Source organism: Bradyrhizobium sp. PMVTL-01, from assembly GCF_051861855.1.
GTDB lineage: Bacteria > Pseudomonadota > Alphaproteobacteria > Rhizobiales > Xanthobacteraceae > Bradyrhizobium.
Map to the genome: position 1 here is coordinate 2,676,282 of NZ_CP193982.1, position 17,269 is coordinate 2,693,550.

Consider the following 17,269-nt stretch of genomic DNA (forward strand, 5'->3'; position numbering starts at 1 on the left):
ATGTCGAACTATGATCAAAACCTGACCGCCACGGATTCCGCCGGCGGCCTGACCGCGGTGGATACCGGACTGCGCGATTACATGCTGCGGATTTACGGCTACATGGCCGCCGGTGTCGGCTTGACCGCGGTCGTCGCCTGGGTGACGTATCAGGCCATCGGACCCGAGTTGCTCGAGAGTCCCCTGATGTGGGTCTTCATCCTGGCGCCGCTGGCCCTGGTGTTCTTCATCGGCTCGCGCATCAACACGCTGTCGGTGTCCGCGGCGCGGATCTTGTTCTTCGTCTATTCGGCCCTGGTCGGCGTATCGCTATCGATATTGCTGCACATCTATACGAGTTCGTCGATCACCCGCGTCTTCTTCATCGCGGCCGCGATGTTCGGCGCGCTTAGTATTCTCGGCTACACGACCCGGCGCAACCTGTCGGGGTTGGGCACCTTCCTGTTCATGGGCCTGATCGGAATCATCATCGCGAGCCTGATCAACCTGTTCCTGGGGTCGACCGCGCTCGACTGGCTGATCTCGATCGTCGGCGTCGGCGTGTTTGCCGGCCTGACGGCCTACGATACGCAGCGGATCAAGGGGATGTACGACATCTCGGATGACCACAACGCCGCGGGCCGCAAGTCGGTCGTCGCCGCGCTGTCGCTCTATCTCAATTTCCTCAACCTGTTCATGATGCTGCTGCGACTTGCCGGCGGCCGCCGTTGAGACGCGAGAGGACGGCGGCTCAGGCCGCCGGCCGCTCCAGGCTACTTGCGAGCGCGTCGCGCAACGCCGCTTCCTTGGTCTCATCGAGCGAGGTCTTGAGCACGACGCCGCCGGCGTCCTTGATCTCCTTGATCACCTTGTCCGCGGTCATGTGCTTGATCAGGACGAACAAGGCGGCATTGCCGGGCTGGAGATTGGCTGACAGGTTCTTCATGAAGGAATCGTCGATGCCGAAGTCGGACAGCGCACCGCCCAGCGCGCCTGATGCGGCGCCTACGGCCACCCCGAGGATCGGATTGAGAAACAGGACTCCGATGAGGAGGCCCCAGAAGCTCCCGGTCATCGCACCCATGGCGGTGGTGTTGACGAGCTGATTGAGCTTGATGCCGCCCGAAGCCGTCTTCACGGCGATCACGGCGTCGCTGATCGTGATCAGATATTCCTTCTGCAGCTTGAGTAGCCGCTGACGCACTTCTTCGGCTTTTGCCTCGGACGGATACACGATCGCGACCAGATCGGACATGAAGACCTCCCGTTGGATCGAAAATGCGGACCAAAATGTTGGTGCGGACCGTATCCCGAGGGCGACACCTCCGGGATCAGAGGAAACCCTGCCTCAGGCGGATGAATGTCCTGATAGATGCACCCGCTTTGGAGTTTGGGCGGCGCGAGACAACCGGGAAATCGCCTAGCGACGCCCGACCGGCGAGGCCTGAGGACGGGCCCGAGTCTGCCGCTACTACCCCCAACGATGATTTCGAACGCAGGTGCCGTGTCGTCCGCTGATGGATGCGCGGCATTGTTGGCGCGTCGAGTACATGCAGTTGGTCATTCCCTTGATCTTCGTGCACCACGCCAGATCTTGCGCGCGTCCTGGCGCAGCCGCTCCCATGACGCCAAGGGCCATGGTGATCGCGGCCGCCAGCAAAGCCAGCTTTTTCATGGAGAGTCCTCCTGTCCTGGAGTCAAACGTGCGGAGCCCGCGTAACCCGCTCCGTCGTGCGCCGGCGATCTTGGCGAACGCTGGTCGCGCCACCATGATGGCCGGTGCAGGTGTTATGCGCCGCGTGTGACGCTCTCGCTATCGGGTGATTGCCTGACGCGGGAGAGGGAATCATCCAGTCATCGTCGGATCAAGTCTTGGGCAGGAATCCTGGGAGAATCTTGGGCACGAATCTTAGGCAAGACGCGTCGATCACGATTGTATCCGCGGGCGCTCAGTAGATTTACCGATACAAGGACGATGGCTCCTCGGCAAAATCAGGTCCGGCGAAGTCGATCGGTGATCATCTCATGCCGACGCTCAGGACGATGGCTATTGCCGGCGCGATGTCGCTGCTGCTGGCGGCCTGCGAAAGGGAAGCGGCCAGCGACGTCGCGCCGGCGCCGCGCCCGGTTCGCACGACGACGATCGGGAAGCGGGAGTCGCCGATGCCGTTCGTCTTCACCGGACACATCGAAGCCGAGGACGAGATCAGTGTCGCGTTCCGAATTTCCGGGCGGCTGCTCGCGAACAACACCAGGCTCGGCGAGCGCGTCGAGGCCGGCCAGCTTCTGGCGCAACTGGAATCACAGAACGAAGTGAACGCGCTGCGTCAGGCGCAAGCGGCTCTCGCCGCCGCGCAAGGGCAGCTCACCCAGGCACGCAATCATTTCGAACGCCAGCAGACATTGCTCGCGCAGGGATGGACCACGCGCGCCAATTTCGAAGCGGCAACGCAGGCGCAACAGACGGCCCAGTCCCAGGTCGACGCGGCCGAGGCGCAGTTGAGCGCCGCCCACGACCAGGTCAACTTCACCGAGGTGCGCGCCGATGCGCCGGGCAAGATCATCGAGACCGGGCCGGCCGCCGGCGAGGTGATCCAGGCCGGACAGACCATTGCGCGGATTGCGCGGCAGGATGGCCGCGATGCTGTCTTCGAGGTCCCCGCCCAGCTGGTGCGAGCGGCTCCCGCCAATCTGCAAGTGACAGTCACCCTGACGGACGATCCGGCAGTCACCGCGCAAGGGCGCATCCGGCAGGTTGCCGCACAGGCGAACCCGGTCACGCGCACCTTCGAGGTGAGGGTGGGACTTGGCGATCCGCCCGCGGCGATGCGACTGGGCGCCACGGTGATCGGTCGCGCCGAGGCGAGCGCCGGACCGATGATCGATATTCCCGCAACTGCGCTGACCAGGATGAACCAACAGCCGGCCGTCTGGATCCTCGACCCCCTGAGCAAAACGGTCTCCGTCCGGAATGTCGACGTGCTGCGGTTCGATCAGGCACAGGTGATCATCTCGCAAGGGCTCGATGCTGGCGAGATCGTCGTGACCGCGGGCGTTCAGGCACTTCATCCGGGCCAGAAGGTGCGCGTGCTCGGGTCCGAGCCATGACCGGTTTCAACCTCTCGGAGTGGGCGGTCGAGCGCCGCTCGCTCGTCATCTATCTCATGCTCGTCGCCGTGCTCGCCGGCGGACTGTCCTATGTCCGCCTCGGCCGGAACGAGGACCCTGCGTTCACCATCCGGACCATGATCGTTCAGGCGGCGTGGCCGGGGGCGACGGCGGCCGAGACGATGAAGCAGGTGACGGAACGGCTCGAACGCCAACTGCAGGAGACGCCGCATCTGGACTTCCTGCGCAGCTTCACCCGGCCCGGTCTCACCACGATCTTCGTGAATTTGAAGGGGAGCGCCAACGCGAGGGACGTCTCCGATACCTGGTATCAGGTGCGGAAAAGCATCGGGGATATCCGCCATACGCTTCCCGGGGGAATCGTCGGGCCGGCGTTCGACGACGATTTCGGCGACACCTTCGGTATCGTCTACGGCTTCACCAGCGACGGGTTTACCGAGCGCGAGCTGCGTGACCGGGTCGAGGCGATCCGATCGGGCCTCCTGGGCGTGCCAGACGTTGCGAAGATCGAGCTGCTGGGCGCGCAGGACGAAGTGATCTTCGTTGAGTTCTCCAAGAAGGAGCTCGCGAATCTCGGGGTTGATCGGACTGCGCTGATCGCCGCTCTCCAGGCTCAGAATGTCGTGATGCCGACCGGGACGATCCAGACCGGCTCCGAGCGAATTTCGCTTCGGGTGTCGGGAAGCTTCCAGTCCGAGCAGGACATCGCCGGCATCAACTTCGCGGCCGGTGGCCGCATGCTCCGCCTGAGCGATCTTGCGGCGGTGCGGCGCGGCTATGCCGATCCGCCGCAGCCGCTGTTCCGGGTCAACGGCCATCCGGCAATCGGGCTCGCGATCGCCATGCGCGACGGCGGCGATATCCTCGCCCTCGGCAGGAACGTCAAAGCTGCGATGGCGGCCATCACCGCCGACCTGCCGATCGGAATCGAGCCGAGCCTGGTTGCCGATCAGGCGGTCGTGGTGGACAAGGCGATCGGCGAGTTCATGACGTCGCTGGTACAGGCGATCGCCATCATTCTCGCGGTGAGCTTCGTCAGCCTCGGCCTCCGTCCCGGCCTCGTCATCGCACTGGCAATCCCGCTCACGCTTGCCATCGTGTTTCCGAGCATGGAGCTTCTCCGCATCGACATGCAGCGCATTTCGCTCGGCGCTCTCATCATCGCACTCGCGCTGCTGGTCGACGACGCCATGACGACGACAGATGCCACACTCAACCGGTTGGCGCTGGGCGACAGCAAGATTGCCGCCGCGAGCTATGCCTTCCGCACCCATGCGCTGGCTATGCTGGCCGGTACGCTGGTGACCATCGCCGGCTTCATTCCGGTCGGCTTTGCCGCCAGCTCCGCCGGCGAATACACGTTCTCGCTGTTCGCAGTCGTCGCGATCGCCCTGCTGGCATCGTGGTTCGTCGCGGTCATCTTCGCGCCGCTGCTGGGCTTCGCCATCCTTGTCCCGCCCAAGCAGGCGGGCGCTCCGGCTCCCGGGGCGGTGTTCCGGCTGTATCGGCGCATTCTGGTGCTGGCGATCCGCGCCAAATGGCTGACGCTGAGCGGGACGGCAGCGCTCTTCGTCGCGTCCATGCTCGCGCTCCCGCTGATACCGCAACAGTTCTTCCCCCAGTCCGACCGGCCGGAGCTGCTCGTCGATGTCAGCCTGCCGCAGAACGCGTCGATCTTCGCCAGCGAAGCCGCTGCCGGGCGCCTGGACGCGGCGCTGACCGGTGATCCCGACGTCGCGCATTGGAGCACCAATGTCGGCCGCGGTGCGATCCGCTTCTATCTGCCGCTCAGCGTCGAGCTGCCGAACGAGTTCTTTACCCAGGCCGTGGTCGTGGCCCAAAACGTTGCGGCGCGCGAGCGCTTGCATGCCAAGCTGGAGCGGTTTCTGGCGAATGAGTTTCCGAACGCGATCTCGTCGGTTTCGCCGCTCGGCCTCGGTCCTCCCGTCGGATGGCCGCTGCAATATCGCGTCAGCGGCCCCGATGTCGAGCGGGTGCGCGACATCGCTCTCGAAGTGGCGCGGATCCTCGCGTCCGATCCGAGCGCAAGAAGCACGAACTTCGACTGGATGGAGCCGGATCGCCAGGTGCGCATCCGCGTCAATCAGGATGAGGCACGGCTTCTCGGTCTGAGCTCGCAGGCGATCGCCACGGTCCTGAACACTGTGATCTCCGGTACCCCGGTTACACAGGTTCGAGACGATATCTATCTGGTCAACGTGGTCGTCCGCGCGACAGACGAGCAGCGGGCGTCGCTGGCGAGCCTGCGAACGCTGCAGGTGCCGATCCCCGGCGGCCGGACCGTTCCGCTGAGCCAGTTTGCCTCCTTTGAGTACGATCAGGAATTCCCCTTGATCTGGCGCCGCGACCGCGTGCCCACCCTGACGGTGCGGGCTGCCATTCCCGACGGGGTACTGCCGGAGAGGGTCGTCAATGCCTTGGCTCCCGCCATCGCCAAGCTGAGGACGACTCTGCCGCCGTCCTACGATGTCGTTGTCGGCGGCACCGTGGAGGAGAGCCGGAAGTCCCAGGCGTCCGTCATGGCCGTCGTGCCGGTGATGCTGTTCGTCATGTTCACGGTCCTGATGGTCCAGGTGCAGAGCTTCCCGCGGCTGTTGATGGTCGTCAGCGTTGCCCCGCTTGGTCTGATTGGCGTGGTCGCGGCGCTGCTCCTGTCAGGACGGCCGCTGGGTTTCGTCGCCATTCTCGGCGTCCTGGCGCTGCTCGGCATGATCAGCAAGAATGCGGTGATCCTGATTGGGCAGATCGAGGCCGAACGCGCGCAGGGAAAGGACCCCTGGGAGGCCGCCGTCGATGCCGGCAGCTCCCGCTTTCGTCCGATCATGCTGACGGCGGTCTCCACCGTCCTCGGCATGATTCCGATTGCGCCGACTGTCTTCTGGGGGCCCATGGCCTTCGCGATCATGGGCGGACTGCTCGTCGCAACCGTGCTCACGCTCGTGTTTCTGCCGACCTTGTATGTGACCTGGTCGGGCGGAAAGGAGCCGGTCGCGGCTCCCAATGCGGCGAGCGCGGCCTGAGCGTCGTGCCGTGAGGGGAATCCCGGACTCCGACTAGGTAATCACCTGATATGCCACCTTCATGCGCGGGCGCATGGTTCGGCCTCGGAATGAGCAGGCGATCGGTCACGGCATCGGTCATCGTTCGCGGTTCGAGGTCTCCCCATGACTGCGACGCCAACGGCCCAAAAGCTTTCGTTGTTCGCGCTGACGGCGATGGTCGTCGGCTCCATGGTCGGTTCAGGCATCTTCTCGCTGCCGCGGACGTTCGGCATCGCCACCGGCCCGTTCGGCGCCATCCTCGCCTGGTGCATCGCAGGCGGCGGCATGTACACGATGGCGCGCGTGTTTCAGTCCCTGGCCGAGCGAAAGCCGGATCTCGATGCCGGCGTCTACGCCTACGCCAAGGCAGGTTTCGGCGATTATCCCGGCTTCCTGTCGGCGCTCGGCTATTGGACCGGCAGCTGCATCGGCAACGTGTCCTACTGGGTCCTGATCAAGTCGACGCTCGGCGCGTTCTTTCCCGTCTTCGGCGACGGCAATACGGTCACCGCGATCATCGTCGCCTCGATCGGGATCTGGCTGTTCCACTTCATGATCCTGCGTGGCGTGCAACAGGCCGCCGCGATCAACACCATCGTCACCATCGCCAAAATCGTACCGATCCTGATCTTCATCGTCATCCTGGCGTTTGCCTTCAAGGCCGACCTGTTCCAAGCCAATTTCTGGGGCGGCGAGGGCATGCCGGATAAAAGTCTGTTCGATCAGATCCGCGCGACCATGCTGGTCACGGTATTCGTCTTTCTCGGGATCGAGGGAGCCAGCGTCTATTCCCGCTACGCCAGGGAACGGTCCGACGTCGGCGCCGCGACGATCATGGGCTTCGCGGTCGTCACGAGCCTCATGGTGCTCGTGACGATGCTGCCCTATGCCGTGCTGCCGCGCGCCGAGATCGCCGACGCGCGGCAGCCGTCGATGGCGACGGTGCTGGAGGCGGTGGTCGGGCACTGGGGCGCCGTCTTCGTCAGCATCGGACTTCTGGTCTCGGTGCTCGGGGCCTATCTCGCCTGGTCGCTGATCTGCGCCGAGGTGCTCTCCGCCGCCGGCCGAACCAGGGATATGCCGCGCGTGTTCGGCACCGAAAACGCCAACAAGGTGCCCGCCGCAGCGCTCTGGCTCACCAATATCGTCGTGCAGCTGTTCGTGATCAGCACCTATTGGTCGCGGGATGCCTTCGCGTTGATGCTCAATTTGACGAGCGTCATGAACCTCATTCCGTTTTTCCTGGTCGCCGCCTACGGGCTCCTGCTGGTCAGGCGCGGCGAGACCTACGAAAAGAGCCCGGGCGAACGGCGACGCGACCTGATCTTCACCGGCATTGCCGTGGTCTACACGCTTTTCCTGATCTATGCCGCCGGAATGAAATATCTGCTCCTGTCGGCGATCCTCTACGCTCCTGGCACGGCGCTGTATTTCTGGGCGCGCCTCCAGCAGAAGGCGAAGATCTTCACGCCGATCGATTGGGTCATCTTCATCGCAGCCGTGATCGGCGCCGCGGTCGGGATTCATGGTCTGGCCACCGGCTACATCACCATCTAGGCGAGGCATTTCCCATGGCGACAGCACAGGCGTCGGATGCAAGGACCCCGTTCGGTGTTCATTCGGAAGTCGGTCAGCTGCGCAAGGTGATGGTCTGCTCGCCGGGCCGCGCGCATCAGCGCCTCACGCCCACGAACTGCGATACTTTGCTGTTCGACGACGTGCTGTGGGTCGACAATGCCAAGCGCGATCATTTCGACTTCGTGCAGAAAATGCGCGACCGCGGCATCGACGTCGTCGAAATGCACAATCTGCTCACGGACACCGTGGCCATTCCGGAAGCAAGGAAGTGGATTCTCGACAACCAGGTCCTTCCCAATCAGGTCGGGCTCGGGTTGATCGACGAGCTGCGCGGCTATCTGGAAAGCCTCAGGCCTCGCGAGCTGGCCGAGACCCTGATCGGCGGACTGTCCACCCGCGATTTTCCCGAGGCCCATGGCGGCGAGATGCTCCGGCTGATCCGGGAAGCGGCGGGCATGACCGAATATCTGCTGCCGCCGCTGCCAAACACGCTGTACACCCGCGATACCACGTGCTGGATCTATGGCGGCGTGACGCTGAACTCGCTGTTCTGGCCGGCGCGTCATGAAGAGCCGATTCTCGCCGCTGCCATCTACAAATTCCACCCGGATTTCGCCGGCAAGGTCAATGTCTGGTGGGGAGATCCGACGCAGGATCACGGTCTCGCCACGCTGGAAGGCGGTGACGTGATGCCGATCGGCAAGGGCAACGTTCTGATCGGGCTCAGCGAGCGGACCTCGCGGCAGGCGATCAGCCAGCTTGCTGCGGCGCTGTTCAAGAAGAAGGCGGCCGAGAGGGTGATCGTGGCCGCCATGCCCAAGCTCCGCGCGGCGATGCATCTCGATACCGTGTTCACCTTCGCCGATCGCGATTGCGTGCTGCTCTACCCCGATATCGTCAACAACATTACCGCATTCTCCTATCGGCCGGCTGATAATCCGGCCGGCCTCGAATTGCGCAAGGACGAGAAGCCCTTCGTCGACGTCGTCGCAGAAGCGCTCGGCCTGAAGAAGCTGCGCGTCGTGGAGACCGGCGGGAACGCCTATCTGCGCGAGCGAACCCAGTGGGACAGCGGCGCCAATCTCGTCTGCGCATCCCCCGGCGTCGTGTTCGCCTATGACCGCAACACCTACACCAACACGCTGCTGCGCAAGGAGGGGATCGAGGTGATCACCATCGTCGGCGCGGAGCTCGGGCGAGGCCGCGGCGGTGGTCATTGCATGACGTGTCCGATCATCAGGGACGCGGTTGAATACTAGGCGAGCGCGATCTGTGGCCTGCGCCAAGGCCGCTCCGTTCGCAACAACCACTGATTTAAAACTGTGACATTAACACGCCACAATCATTGCGCAGCGTGACGCGAAACCGGGCTGCCTAGCAGCATCGGAGGTGGATGCCATGCTAAGGTCTGGATTTCTTCTGCCGATCGTCGGCTTGCCCGTCCTCGGCCTGCTCAGTGCTGGCACGGCCGGTGCGGCGGATCTCGATCTCAACGAGTTCAAGACCGGCCCGATTGCCGCTGTACCCTACTACTCCGCACCGTCCTGGAGTGTCGTCGGTTCCATCTCTCCGACCTTCACCGACAACGCGCTTTTCACCCGCGACAACCGCAAGTCGGACATCTACTACGAGCCCGACGTCAGTGTCAGGCTCGACGGCAACCTCACCAACGATCTGTCCTATCGGCTCTACGCGCGGACGCAGTACGAGGCCTTCTCGCGTGAGAAGGACGGCAACTTCGCCGTGGCGCGCGTGGGCGCGCGTCTGACCGAGAACTGGAACGGCTGGCGCTTCTCTGCCAACTATGAACACCGCTATGATTTCGACGGGGTCTATCGCGATCTCGCATTCACGTCCGATGATGTGACGGGCTCGGTGGCGCGCGACTTCCGCATCGACAACGCGATTTTCTCGCCGCTGCTGCTGCTGACCTATCGATTCTCGGATCTCGCGGAAGCGCGCCGCTGGCGCTTTGACGCCGTGCTCGGTATCGAGGTCAAGCTCGATCCCAGTTGGTCGATCGTAAGCACGCCGCTGTTCGAGGCCTACTGGTTCACCGATGGGCTCAACAGCGGCCGTCAGGATCAGCTTTATTCGGTCGATGTGGGCCTGAAGTATAATTTCGCCAGTAATGTGTCGCTCACGACCACCGTGTTATACGAGGCGCGAACGTCGAACGTTCCGCTGCGGCGGTACAGGGACGTTCGCATCGGCCCTCGCCTGGATTTCGCCTTTTGAGTGAGACCTGAAAGATGCCCGCAAGACGCCTGCTGACGCTGACCTGCATCGTGGCCGGAAGCCTCGCGGCATCCATGGCGCTCGCCGATCCGCGCGATGCGGTGGATCGAGGCCAGCGTCTCGATACCGATGCGCTTCGGGATGATGCCGCGATACACCGTTTGCAGCAGCCGTCGCATCCTCTCGCTATTGCGCCGCCTCGCCCCGCACCAGCGGCGAAGGCAGCGAGGAAAAAGAAGTCAGATGCGAGCAGCAGCCGTTAGGCTGGTTCCGAGTCGCGTCGGCAATGGTAGTGGTGAATTGCATAAGTGTGCTGCCGTGTATGGGGCAGCCACGTTGCCGCAACGATCTCGCGGCCACCCGCACTTTGACTTTGATTCTCTGTTGCATCGGATTTGACGTTGCGGGCGTGGCAGAAACTGCATATTGCCCGCCGCGGAAACATGCCTCACGAATTCGAGATTTCAATCTGTAAACAATACTACCTGATGGTGTGGCCGCGCGGCGGGGTGTATGATTGGTCAACCCCAATGGCTTGCGTCTTCCGGATCCGGTGGCGGATGTCTCGCCGGTGGGGCGGGGAGGGGACCTGCGATATCGTCGCCAATATCGGGCGTCGCCGGAATACAGTGAGTGCGTACCGTGAAGCCACATGGCTGCCCCGACAGTGAGTCGGACCGAACCGGTCTGAAGAACTGGTTGCGCCTAGGTTCGCAACAATCGGTCGACGAGCTCTATTGGACGTCTTCGGCGGATCTGCTCTTCGCCGCGCGCCCGTTGTTCCGTGGACACTTCGCCTACGAGGGAATCAATCCGGCATTCGAGTCTCAGCTCGGCGTATCGTCGGAAGACGTCAGCGACATGGACGTGTTCGATTGCATGAGTGCGAACGACGCAAGGTCCGTCTGCGAGGCGCTTCAGGCGGGCATCGCGGAGGGAACGGAGGTCAGGATCCGCCAGCGGCTCGCGCTCGGCGGGGCGCCGCGGGCGATGGAAACGACGGTGACGCCGATCGTGGACGGCGGGGTGGTCCGGTTGATCGGCAGCCACCGCGAACTGCGCAACGGTCCTTTCGAGCACGCCGCCGCATGCGGCGACGGGCTCGATATCGACATCGGCCTGCTCGCCATTCAGGAAGGCATCCAGCAACGGATCGCCTCCGATCTGCACGATTCGACCTGTCAGCATCTGATTGCTGCCAGCCTCGGCGTGATGCGGATGCGCAACAATCTGGGCGACGCCGCTCCGGCGGAGCGGCTCTGCGACGATATCGACGCGTCGATCGATGAAGCCCTCCGGGAGCTCCGCGCCTTTGCCTATCTCCTGCATCCGCGGAATCTGGCGGGGGAGGGATTGAAGGCGACGATCGAGCGATACGCGGAAGGATTTGCGGCGCGCACCTCGTTGCGCGTGACCGTGAACATCGTTCCGGACGTCGATCGGCTGCCGTATGAAACGAAACGTTCGCTGCTGCGCGTCGTTCAGGAGGGGCTCACGAACGTCTACCGCCATGCGAAGGCGACGGAGGTGGCCATCGTCATCGACCTTGCCGACAGCCGTTTCGTGCTGACGATCAGCGATAATGGACGCGGTCTTCCCGATGCAGTCGGGCGCGGCCACACTGCCGTATCGATCGGGGTCGGCATTCCCGCGATGCGGGTGAGGCTGCATGAGATCGGAGGTACGCTGGACATCCGGTCCAGCCGGACCGCGCCACTGTCCGGAACCGTCCTGTGCGCGACGTTTCCGCGTCGCCTCGCGGCGAACAGACGGAACCGGCGAAAAGCCACGACCATCATGAGGGCCCACGCAGGCACACGATCAGCGAAAGAACACTAGCCCGCGGCGGAAGGCCGGATGGGCGGCCGAACCGCCGTGAAGGATTGGGAGCGTGCTGCCATGAAACGAATTCTCATAGCCGACGATCACGAAGCGGTGCGGTCCGGCTTGCGAGCGGTGCTCGAACGGCGGGCGGATTGGGAGGTGGTGGCCGAGGTCACCGATGGCGGCCGGGCGGTCGCTGCGGCAATCGAGAGCCAGCCCCATGTCGCCATCCTCGATTTCTCGATGCCCCGTATGACCGGCGTGGAGGCGGCGCGGCGGATCAAGGACTATCCGTTGCAGACCGAGGTCCTGATCTTCACCGTGCACAATTCGAGCCTGATCGCGCAGCAGGCGTTCGAGGCCGGCGCGCGTGCGTTCCTGGTGAAGTCGGACGCCAACAAGCTGCTGCTTGCGGCGGTCGAGGCGTTGCTGCTGCATCGCCCGTTCTGCACCACCAGCTGCGTGACGGAATTCGGCCGCGGCTCGGGCGGTAGCGGCGAGCGGCATCACGAATTGACGGCGCGCGAGCAGCTCGTGGTCAAGCTGGTTGCGGAAGGCTACAGCAACAAGGGGATCAGCGCGATCCTCGATCTCAGCGTCAAGACAACGGAGGCGCATCGGGCGGCTGCGATGCGCAAGCTCGAGGTGAACTCGACGGCGGGCCTCGTCCGATACGCGGTCCGGACGGGGCTGGTCGAGGCCTGAACGGTGAGTCGGCGAGCCGGTCTTCGGCGTCAGTACCTTCGCCGGGACATCTCAGGGTTTTGTTGGATAACGTTGGCCGCAGGGCGCCGTATGATCGTTCGACGCTACGGCCGGTCACTGCCGTTGTCCGCCCGGCCGGACAGGAGCCGGCAAACGGGAACGATGTCGTGAAACGCATCTTGATTGCGGATGATCATGAAATCGTACGTTCCGGCCTTCGCGCGATCGTTGGAACGCGGTCCGACTGGATCGTGAGCGGTGAGGCCACCAACGGCGAGCAGGCTGTTGCGCTGGCGCTCGAAACCCGACCGGACATCGTGATTGTCGATTACTCCATGCCGATCATGAACGGCCTGGAGGTCAGCCGTCGCCTCAGGACGCTGCATGTGCGAACCGAGGTGCTGATCCTGACCATGCACGAAAGCGAGGAACTCCTGACGGAGGCCATCCTGGCCGGCATTCGCGGCTTCCTGTTCAAGTCCGATGCCCGCAAGCACCTGATTTCCGCCATCGAGGCCTTGCTCGACGGTAGGCCCTACTTCACCAGCGTCCTCCTGGAGAAGCTGCTGCACGACTACCAGGCGAACAAGCAGAATCGGGCCGACATGCTGCTGACGTCACGCGAGCAGAGCGTGGTCCAGCTGATCGCGGAAGGGAATACCAACAGGTCGATCAGCGCGATCCTGAATCTGAGCGTGAAGACCGTCGAGACCCATCGCGCTTCGGCCATGCGCAAGCTCAGAATGTCGTCCACCGCCGAGCTGGTGCGCTATGCCGTCCGCAAGAAGCTGGTCTCGCCCTGAACGGATGCTGATGCCCGGGCCGGTGCGGCTTCAGCCCGTATGATGACCTTGTCTAGAAGTCCGAGACTTTGCCGACCGCAAGTGGTCACGCAAGAAGCTTCCGGTGCCGAAGGCAGTGGCGATTTGGTGGATTGTTTCGCCAGGTGGCTGTTCCGAAACGTAATCTGCGGCTGGCCGCGCCGCTCCGGAAGACTGGCAGTTTCTGCGCGAGGTCGGCCACGGCATCGTCGTTCACGATGAGATCGGGCGGGTGCCGACGCTCCAGGCACTCAATTGACGTTGTCGCCGAGCATGTTGTGCAAACCCGTGGCGACCGCGGCGAGGCCGCTCGCGCCTTGCATCAACGCGATCTCGCCCTGCTGCGCGTGGCGGATCGCATGAGCCATGACGCGAAGGCGCGGATCGCCGCGGCTATGCCACATCTGGTCGGCCATTTTGACCGCACCCTTGTGATGCCTGCTCATGGCTTCGACGAACGTCCTGTCGAATTCGCCGGGCGGCGCTGTCTTCACCTGTCGCATCTCCGCCGGTGTCAGGAAGCCGGGCATCGCAGCACGCTCCTGCGCGTCGCAATCCGGCATCTCCGCGTCGAACCAGCTCAGCCACCAGTTCTCGAAGATCCGGTTTTCGCCGGTCTGGCTTGCCACCATCAGCATCGCGAGCTTGCGCAAATGCGGGTCGTTGGCGCGTTCGGCGGCAAGCCGCGCCAGTTCGATGCCCTGGGCGTGATGCGTGGTCATGTGGCGGATATAGGTCTGGTCGGCGTCCCTGTCGCGACCGAGCCACGGCAGCTCGTAGCCATGGTCGCCGAACAGCGCGACCGTTCCGAGCACAGCGATCACGACGAGCGCCCCGGCGATCCAGGCATTGGTGAAGCGCAAGTCTTGCTTCGGCACGTTGCCGCGTGCCCAGCGCAGCCGAGCGAACAGAGGATACATCACCGCTGACGAGCCATGGACAAGCAGCCCGATCCAGTACGGCTGCTGCAGCGTGAACAGCGGCTGCCAGAACGGAAACAGCGGCACCAGCACGAACCACTCCAGGCCTGAGGAGAACACTGCCCAGGGCATCGCGAGCAGCCGGATGGTCAGCGGCCGCAGGTTCGCCGTCCAGCGGCCGAGCACGCCGAAGAAAAGCAGCGCCCACGAGAAGTCCGCCCATTGGTGAAAGGCGATCCCGGCGAGGATCGCGTTCCACGACGGTTCGGCAGTGATCGCCCAGTCGCCCGCGGGAATGGCGGCAACCGTCATCCAATCGACCGTCGCCTCACGGCCGATCCGCGCCGCGGACAGTTGGCTGACGATGGTCGAAAACGTGCTGCTGATGAGGCCGAGCTCGATCGCGGCGATCCAGCGCGAACGGCGTTCGGACGTCACGCGCGCCGCTGCGTTTGACTCGGTCGGCCCGGCTGGAGCGGCGGGCGGCGCGGTCGCACTCACGTTAGTTTGTTGAGCTTCTTGAACGGATTGAGTTCGCTGGGCTTGTCTTGTTCTTCGCGGCCACGCTGCGCTTGCGTCTTGCCGTCCTCATGCAGATCCTGATCTCCGATCAGCTCACCGACAGCCTGCTTGGCTTTGCCGACGATCCGCTGCTGCAAACCCTTCGTCTTGCCCATGGCTGGTCTCCGAGCTCACGCCGCGACCCCGGCGCCTGAAAGGGGGGGGGAGCGCCGGGGCTGCGGTTTCGTCCAGTCTGCCTCCAGCAGCAGGGGGGAGTGCCGGAAGCGTTGGTCAGACTCTCTGGCGCTCCAATAGTTCCTCGCTAGGCTACCTGACCTCAAGTGCGATAACGACGCCTTCATTGGCCCGGAGCAGGATCGAGGCATCGGGCAATGGCTCAGAGGGCCGGTCCAGATGTGTCGATAGCAGCAGGCGGCCACGACCGCGCCAGTGCCATTTTCGCGGTTCGGCGGCGATGTTGAGCACGATCAGGGCCTCGTTCCGGCCCTCCGTGCGTTTGTAGGCCAGCACGTCGTTGTGAGATCGCAACGGCGCGTAGCCGCCTTGACGCAGGCACGCATGCGCGCGACGAAGCGCGATCAGCGCGCGAAACAGCGCCAGGTTCGATCGCTCGTCACTTTGCTGCTCTGTCACGCTGGTGCCGCCATCAGCCTCCAACGGAAGCCATGGACTGCCTTTCGTGAAACCGCCGTGCGGGCTGGCGTCCCACCGCATCGGGGCGCGCTCGGGATCTCGGCACAGTCCATATCCCGGCACCAGCTTCTCGAAGGGATCGCGGATGCGATCGGGCGGAATTGTCACGCGCTTGCGGCCGATCTCGTCCCCCATATAGAAGAACGGCGTCCCCCGCAGCGTCATCAGCAGCATGGCCAGCACGCGCATCTGCGCCGCGCCGATCTTGCTGGCGATCCGCTGCTTGTCGTGGCCGCCGACGACCCAGACCGGCCAGGCGTGCTCCGGCAGCGCGTTGAAATAGGCATCGATCGCCGCCTGCAGCGGCAGCGCGTTCCATGGCGTATCGAGAAGCACGAAGTTGAGCGGCAGATGCAGCCGCGGCCGCTCCGTGCCGTAGAAATGCCCGATGCGGTCGGTCTTGCCCTGGACTTCGCCGCAGAGCAGCCGGGCCGGATAGCTGTCGATCACCTCCCGGATGAACTCGATGCAACTCATGGTCTCCGGCCGGTCGTCGGTGAAGACGGGCGTGTGACGCTGCGGCGGCGGTTTGCCCGCAGCGCCCGGGTTCGGCGGGTTGTCGCGCAGGAGCGCGTCCTTGATCAGGACCGCGCTGGCATCGACGCGAAAGCCGTCGACGCCGCGATCGAGCCAGAAGCGCATGACCTCGCTGATCGCGGCACGCACCTGCGGATTGCGCCAGTTGAGATCGGGCTGCTCGACCAGGAAAGAATGATAATAGTACTGCCGCCGCGCTTCGCACCATTCCCATGCGCTGCCGCCGAAGCGGCTCAGCCAGTTGTTGGGCGGGCCTCCGTTCTCGGCCGCATCGGCCCAGATGTACCAATCGGCTTTCGCGCTGTTGGGCGAGCTGCTGCTCTCGACGAACCATTTGTGGTCGTTTGCGGTGTGATTGGGGACGAGATCGAGGATGAGGCGAATGTCTTCGGCATGCAGGGCTTTGACGAGACGGTCGAACTCGTCGAGGCTGCCGAAGGCAGGTTCGATGGCGCAATAGTCGGATATGTCGTAACCGAGATCGCGGAAGGGACTCCTGTAGATTGGTGTGAGCCAGACCGCATCGACGCCCAGCCACTTCAGGTAGTCGATGCGCGAGATCAGGCCAGCGAGGTCGCCCTTGCCGTCGCCGTTCGAGTCCTGGAAGGAGATCGGCGCGATCTCGTAGATGACCGCGGATTGCCACCACGCGCTTTCGTCAGGGGACTCGTCACTCATTGCCTTGCTTCACCCCGCATGGCTCGCGTTTCATCGACCTCAGCTCTGTCGCGCGGCGGCATGCGATGCGATCTGTCTGGCCTTGCTTCGTGCACTCTCGATGCCCCTGGGAAAACCGCTCCTGTTCGGATAGAGCCTGCGCCGAGCATCACGCGGCGGCCGTCGCGGTCTGGTATCCTGCGCGGCGCGGTAGTCGAGCACGGCGATGCCGCCCACCATCAGCAGCGCCAGCGCGATATTGCCCTTTTTGGGATTGTCGGAGGTCAGACCGGAGATCAGCGCGGCGGCATCGAGGCCGTCGCCGCCGACGCGGGCCCAGAGGCCGGCGTTCTTGTCCACTGACAGCGACATGATCCCCGCGAGGATTTCGCGCACGCCGAAAGCGCGGACCAACGTCTCGTGACCTTCCATGCCGAGCGTTTCCGTGACGCGCCTCGGCGCGAAGAACTCGACGACGCCGAGGCCGATGCTGAACCAGCCGAGCGCGCGGGCAAGCTGGTCTTCCGGCCGCTTCAGGCTCGGCCCGCCCCTGACGATTTTCGGATCGCCCTTGGTGCGCACGATGTTGGAGAAATGAAACATT

At 64.0% G+C, this 17,269-nt stretch carries 16 protein-coding genes; 10 read left to right on the forward strand and 6 right to left on the reverse strand.

Annotated elements, in window-relative coordinates; translation table 11 throughout:
- Positions 1-711: a Bax inhibitor-1/YccA family protein gene (locus tag ACRQ5Q_RS12080; RefSeq protein WP_439397974.1), complete on the forward strand. Its 711-nt coding sequence runs from the start codon at positions 1-3 to the stop codon at positions 709-711.
- A gap of 19 nt (positions 712-730) precedes the next feature.
- On the opposite strand, the gene ACRQ5Q_RS12085 is transcribed toward ACRQ5Q_RS12080, so the two are convergent.
- Together ACRQ5Q_RS12085 and ACRQ5Q_RS12090 are read right to left on the reverse strand one after the other, a co-directional pair.
- Positions 731-1,234, reverse strand: coding sequence for a DUF1269 domain-containing protein (locus ACRQ5Q_RS12085; protein WP_439397976.1), 504 nt, complete (start codon positions 1,232-1,234; stop codon positions 731-733).
- Positions 1,235-1,450: 216 nt separating this feature from the next.
- Positions 1,451-1,654: a DUF3551 domain-containing protein gene (locus tag ACRQ5Q_RS12090; RefSeq protein WP_439369825.1), complete on the reverse strand. Its 204-nt coding sequence runs from the start codon at positions 1,652-1,654 to the stop codon at positions 1,451-1,453.
- Positions 1,655-2,004: 350 nt separating this feature from the next.
- On the opposite strand from ACRQ5Q_RS12090, the gene ACRQ5Q_RS12095 reads away from it, so the two are divergent.
- The 9 genes from ACRQ5Q_RS12095 to ACRQ5Q_RS12135 all read left to right on the forward strand — a co-directional run bounded on the left by ACRQ5Q_RS12095 (position 2,005) and on the right by ACRQ5Q_RS12135 (position 13,318).
- Positions 2,005-3,087, forward strand: a complete 1,083-nt coding sequence (locus ACRQ5Q_RS12095; RefSeq protein ID WP_439397978.1) for an efflux RND transporter periplasmic adaptor subunit — start codon at positions 2,005-2,007, stop codon at positions 3,085-3,087.
- Complete coding sequence (locus ACRQ5Q_RS12100; RefSeq protein WP_439397980.1) at positions 3,084-6,149, forward strand: efflux RND transporter permease subunit; 3,066 nt, start codon at positions 3,084-3,086, stop codon at positions 6,147-6,149. The genes ACRQ5Q_RS12095 and ACRQ5Q_RS12100 overlap by 4 nt, the downstream gene beginning before the upstream one ends.
- A gap of 144 nt (positions 6,150-6,293) precedes the next feature.
- A complete protein-coding gene (locus ACRQ5Q_RS12105) occupies positions 6,294-7,727 on the forward strand; it encodes a basic amino acid/polyamine antiporter (protein ID WP_439397981.1) in 1,434 nt (477 codons plus the stop codon).
- 14 nt (positions 7,728-7,741) lie between these two features.
- The gene (gene arcA / locus ACRQ5Q_RS12110) at positions 7,742-9,007 is read left to right on the forward strand and encodes an arginine deiminase (protein WP_439397983.1); all 1,266 of its coding nucleotides are present in this window, start codon (positions 7,742-7,744) and stop codon (positions 9,005-9,007) included.
- 139 nt (positions 9,008-9,146) lie between these two features.
- Complete coding sequence (locus ACRQ5Q_RS12115; RefSeq protein WP_439397985.1) at positions 9,147-9,986, forward strand: outer membrane beta-barrel protein; 840 nt, start codon at positions 9,147-9,149, stop codon at positions 9,984-9,986.
- Between the two features lie 14 nt (positions 9,987-10,000).
- On the forward strand, positions 10,001-10,249 hold the full coding sequence (locus ACRQ5Q_RS12120) for a hypothetical protein (RefSeq protein ID WP_439369817.1): 249 nt from the start codon (positions 10,001-10,003) through the stop codon (positions 10,247-10,249).
- A 370-nt stretch (positions 10,250-10,619) separates the two neighbouring features.
- Complete coding sequence (locus tag ACRQ5Q_RS12125; protein WP_439397987.1) at positions 10,620-11,825, forward strand: ATP-binding protein; 1,206 nt, start codon at positions 10,620-10,622, stop codon at positions 11,823-11,825.
- Positions 11,826-11,885: 60 nt separating this feature from the next.
- The gene (locus ACRQ5Q_RS12130) at positions 11,886-12,515 is read left to right on the forward strand and encodes a response regulator transcription factor (RefSeq protein WP_439397989.1); all 630 of its coding nucleotides are present in this window, start codon (positions 11,886-11,888) and stop codon (positions 12,513-12,515) included.
- A gap of 167 nt (positions 12,516-12,682) precedes the next feature.
- Positions 12,683-13,318: a response regulator gene (locus ACRQ5Q_RS12135; protein WP_018642565.1), complete on the forward strand. Its 636-nt coding sequence runs from the start codon at positions 12,683-12,685 to the stop codon at positions 13,316-13,318.
- A gap of 269 nt (positions 13,319-13,587) precedes the next feature.
- On the opposite strand, the gene ACRQ5Q_RS12140 is transcribed toward ACRQ5Q_RS12135, so the two are convergent.
- The 4 genes from ACRQ5Q_RS12140 to ACRQ5Q_RS12155 all read right to left on the reverse strand — a co-directional run bounded on the left by ACRQ5Q_RS12140 (position 13,588) and on the right by ACRQ5Q_RS12155 (position 17,268).
- Positions 13,588-14,694 carry a DUF305 domain-containing protein gene (locus ACRQ5Q_RS12140; protein WP_439397991.1) on the reverse strand — a complete coding sequence of 369 codons (1,107 nt, stop codon included), beginning with the start codon at positions 14,692-14,694 and terminating at the stop codon, positions 13,588-13,590.
- 59 nt (positions 14,695-14,753) lie between these two features.
- Positions 14,754-14,933 (reverse strand): CsbD family protein, encoded by a 180-nt coding sequence (locus ACRQ5Q_RS12145; protein ID WP_439369812.1) that lies wholly within the window; start codon positions 14,931-14,933, stop codon positions 14,754-14,756.
- A 151-nt stretch (positions 14,934-15,084) separates the two neighbouring features.
- On the reverse strand, positions 15,085-16,686 hold the full coding sequence (locus ACRQ5Q_RS12150) for an alpha-amylase family glycosyl hydrolase (protein ID WP_439397993.1): 1,602 nt from the start codon (positions 16,684-16,686) through the stop codon (positions 15,085-15,087).
- 39 nt (positions 16,687-16,725) lie between these two features.
- Positions 16,726-17,268: a hypothetical protein gene (locus ACRQ5Q_RS12155; protein ID WP_439369809.1), complete on the reverse strand. Its 543-nt coding sequence runs from the start codon at positions 17,266-17,268 to the stop codon at positions 16,726-16,728.
- Between the last annotated feature and the right edge of the window lies 1 nt (position 17,269).